At 67.2% G+C, this 3,360-nt stretch carries 3 protein-coding genes and 1 pseudogene; all 4 read right to left on the bottom strand.

The genetic code is table 11. From position 1 onward, the window contains the following. Positions 1-209, bottom strand: a pseudogene (locus DBR23_RS13375) (steroid 3-ketoacyl-CoA thiolase); the annotation flags it as partial. A gap of 42 nt (positions 210-251) precedes the next feature. Beyond that, a complete protein-coding gene (locus DBR23_RS13370; protein ID WP_042919594.1) occupies positions 252-1,919 on the bottom strand; it encodes a long-chain fatty acid--CoA ligase in 1,668 nt (555 codons plus the stop codon). Then, complete coding sequence (locus DBR23_RS13365; RefSeq protein ID WP_108498580.1) at positions 1,916-2,989, bottom strand: CaiB/BaiF CoA-transferase family protein; 1,074 nt, start codon at positions 2,987-2,989, stop codon at positions 1,916-1,918. Before DBR23_RS13365 ends, DBR23_RS13370 begins: the two co-directional genes overlap by 4 nt. Further along, positions 2,986-3,360, bottom strand: a 375-nt coding sequence (locus tag DBR23_RS13360; RefSeq protein ID WP_255581691.1) for an acyl-CoA dehydrogenase family protein, incomplete at its 5' end; no start/stop codon positions are given. The genes DBR23_RS13360 and DBR23_RS13365, both read right to left, overlap by 4 nt.

The following is a 3,360-nucleotide window of genomic DNA, read 5'->3' as shown; positions in this document are numbered from 1 at the left end:
CGGGCCAGGTTGCCGTGCTGCTGATCCCACTGCAGCACGCAGCCGACGATCACGTCGTCCAGGTCTGCCGGGTTCACGCCGGATTGCTCGACCAGTTGGCGCAGCGTCTCGGCCATCAGATCGACGGGATGCCATTTGTGCAAGCGCCCGCCGCGCTTGCCCACGGGGGTGCGCAGCGCGCCGACGATTACGGGTTCATGGTCGTTCATGGGGTTCTCCAGGGTAGAAAGTGGGTGTCGCGCACAGTGGTGTCACTCGGCGTAGCGGTCTGCCTGCTCGGCGCGGATGCGCTTCTTGTCGAGCTTGCCGACGCTGGTCTTGGGGATGGCCTCGACGAACAGGACCTGGTCGGGCCACTGCCACTTGGCGAAGGCGCTGCCCAGGTGTTCCTTGAGTTGTTCCTGGGTGGCCTGCTGGCCGGGCTTGAGCACCACCAAGGCCAGGGGCCGCTCCTGCCACTTCGGGTGCGGAACGCCGACCACGGCGGCATCGCGCACGGCCGGGTGGCCCATGAGCAGGTTTTCCATGTCGATGGAAGAGATCCATTCGCCGCCGCTCTTGATTACGTCCTTGATGCGGTCGGTGACCTTGAGGTAGCCGTTCTCGTCCACCGTGCCCACATCGCCCGAGCGCCACCAGCCGCCTTCCAGGAAGCGGTCGCCGGAATCGGGCATGTCGTGGTAGCTGGCCGTGATCCAGGGGCCGCGCACGCAGATCTCGCCCGCCGACTTTCCGTCGTGCGGCAAGTCCTTGTCGTCGGCATCGACGATGCGGATGTCCACCCCGGTCAGCACCAGGCCCTGCTTGCGCTTGAGGTTCCAGCGCTCTTCCTCGGTCAGGCGCTTCCTGAGCGTGGACTTGAGGCGGTTCATCGTCACCAGCGTCGTGGCTTCGGTGGCGCCGTAGCCATGCACCACCTCGGCGCCGGTGAGTTCATAGAAGCCGATCATCATCGACAGCGGCGGCTCGCTCGCGCCGGACAGCATGCGCATGCGGCTGAAGTCCGGCTTGACCGGCATCGTCTCGATGTACTGCAGCATGGGCTGGAAGATGGCCGGTGCGCCGTTGGTGACCGTCACGCCCTCGGCGATCATGGCATCCACCAACGGCTTGGTGTCTTCGGCGGCGTAGCGGCCCGGCAGCACGATCTTGTCGCCCAGCAGCGTGGCGGCCTGCGGCAGGCCCCAGCATTGCCCGTGGAACATGGGGGTGATGAGCATGACGCAGTCGTCCAGCGTCATGCCCAGGTTGGTGGCCATGCCCGTGGAGTGCATGTAGATGCCGCGGTGCGAGTAGTACACGCCCTTGGGCCGGCCCGTGGTGCCAGTGGTATAGCAAGCGCTGTAGGCCGAGGTTTCGTCGATCTCGGGCCAGTCGATCTTCGTGTCGGCGGCGGCCAGCAGGTCTTCGTAGTGCAGCAGCGGCTTGAGCGTGGTCTTGATCTGATCCAGCGGCTTGTCGGTCATGACGATCCAGCCCTTGATCTGGGGCGAATTCGCTGCAATGGATTCGGCAATGGGCAGCAATGTCTCGTCCACGCACACGTAGGACACCTGGCTGTGGCCGACCACGTAGCCCAGGTCTTCGGCGCCCAGGCGCAGGTTCATCTGCAACATGACGGCACCCAGGCCGGGGATGGACCAGTACAGCTCGAAATGGCGCCGGCTGTTCCAGTCCAGGATGCCGACGCGGTCGCCGGGCCCGACACCGAGCGCGCGCAGGGCATTGGCGCTGCGGCAGACGCGGGCGTAGCAGTCGGCATAGGTGTAGCGGTCCCAGCCGCCATCGGGTGTGCGGTAGACGATCTCCTGGTCCCCGTGGGTGCGCGCGGCGTGCCGGATCAGCGTGGTGGTGTTGAGCTGGCGCTCGTTGCCGGTGGTGGACGGGCAGCCGCGGACGATGTGGGTGTTAGCAGTCATTTCTTTGTCTCCTGGGTGGTGGTTGCGTTGAGTGCCTGGAACCGTGGGGCCGGGGCCGCTTCGATGGCGCCGGAAGGGGTGGTCTGGTAGATGCCCCGTGCCGCGTTGTGCGGATGCCGCGCCGCCTCGGCGAGGCTGAGCACGGGTGCGAAGCAGGCGTCGCTGCCTTCGAGCAATGCGCACCAGTGCGCCCTGGGCTGGCTGCGGATGAGGGCTGCGATGCGCGCCTTGAGCGCTGGCCAGGTCGCCGTGTCGTACTGGTCGGCGGGGTTCACGTCCGTCAGGCCCAGCCTGGACAGCAGCAGTGCGTGGAAAGGCGGCTCGATCGCGCCGAGGCTGATGAAGCCGCCGTCGGCGCAGGCGTACACGTCGTAGAACGGCGAATCGTGGAACGGGCTGGGCTGTGCGCCGTCGATCTGCCCGTTGGCGCGAATCCAATGAACCAGCGTGCCCAGCATGGCCACGATGTCGATGATGGCGGCGTCCACGACCCGGCCACGACCAGTGGCCCGTGCATCGACCAGCGCGCAGGCGATGCCAAAAGCCATGCCCAGCGCCCCGGCACCGTCCCCGAGTACCGAGGGCGGCACGATGGGCGCTTGCCCCCTGTGCGCCGACAGCGACAGCAGGCCCGTCAGCGCCACGTAGTTCAGGTCATGGCCGGCGGCCTGGGCAAGCGGGCCGTCCTGGCCCCAGCCCGTCATGCGGCCATAGACCAGCCGGGGGTTGAGCGCCGCGCATTCGGCGGGGTCGAAGCCCAGCCGCTCCATCACACCGGGGCGAAAGCCCTCGATCAAAACGTCGGACTGTGCGATCAGATCCAGGGCGCGCGCCTTGCCGCCGGGCGACTTCAGGTCGGTGATCTCGACCGTCTTGCCCCGGTGCAGCGGGTTGGCCGCCGCCCCGCCCAGCGACTGCGCCCCGGCGGCCTGCTCGGCCCGCGCCAGCGCCGTCACCTCGGCGCCCATGTCGGCCAGCATCATGGCGGCCAACGGGCCTGGACCGATGCCCTCGAACTCCACCACACGGACGCCGTGCAGCGGCCTTTGCAGCGTGTGCGCAGCGTTCACAGCTTCCTCGCGATCAGTTCTTTCATGACCTCGTTCGCGCCGCCGTAGATCTTCTGCACGCGCGAGGCGGCGTACATGCGCGCGATCGGGTACTCGGCCATGAAGCCATAGCCGCCGAACAACTGCAGGCATTCATCGGTCACGCGGCACTGCTGCTCGGTACACCACCACTTGGCCATGTACGCGGCCTCGTCGTCCAGCGTGCCGTCCAGCAGCCGCTGGGTGCAGTCGTTGACGAAGGTGCGCACCACGTGGGCGATGGTGGCCAGCTCGGCCAGCTTGTGGCGCGTGGTCTGCATGTCGAACAGCGGCGCGCCGAAAATCTTGCGCTCCTTGGTGTATTCAATGGTCAGCTCCAGCGCCCGGTCGAT

It is taken from the genome of Acidovorax sp. HMWF018 (genome assembly GCF_003061035.1).
Classification (GTDB): Bacteria; Pseudomonadota; Gammaproteobacteria; order Burkholderiales; family Burkholderiaceae_C; genus Acidovorax; species Acidovorax delafieldii.
Note: the sequence above shows the minus strand (reverse complement) of the source record. Positions and strands in the feature narration are given on the sequence as shown.

Excerpts from the sequence above, each read along its gene's own strand:
- DBR23_RS13370 (WP_042919594.1), bottom strand. The coding sequence starts at position 1,919 with ATGACTGCTAACACCCACATCGTCCGCGGCTGCCCGTCCACCACCGGC.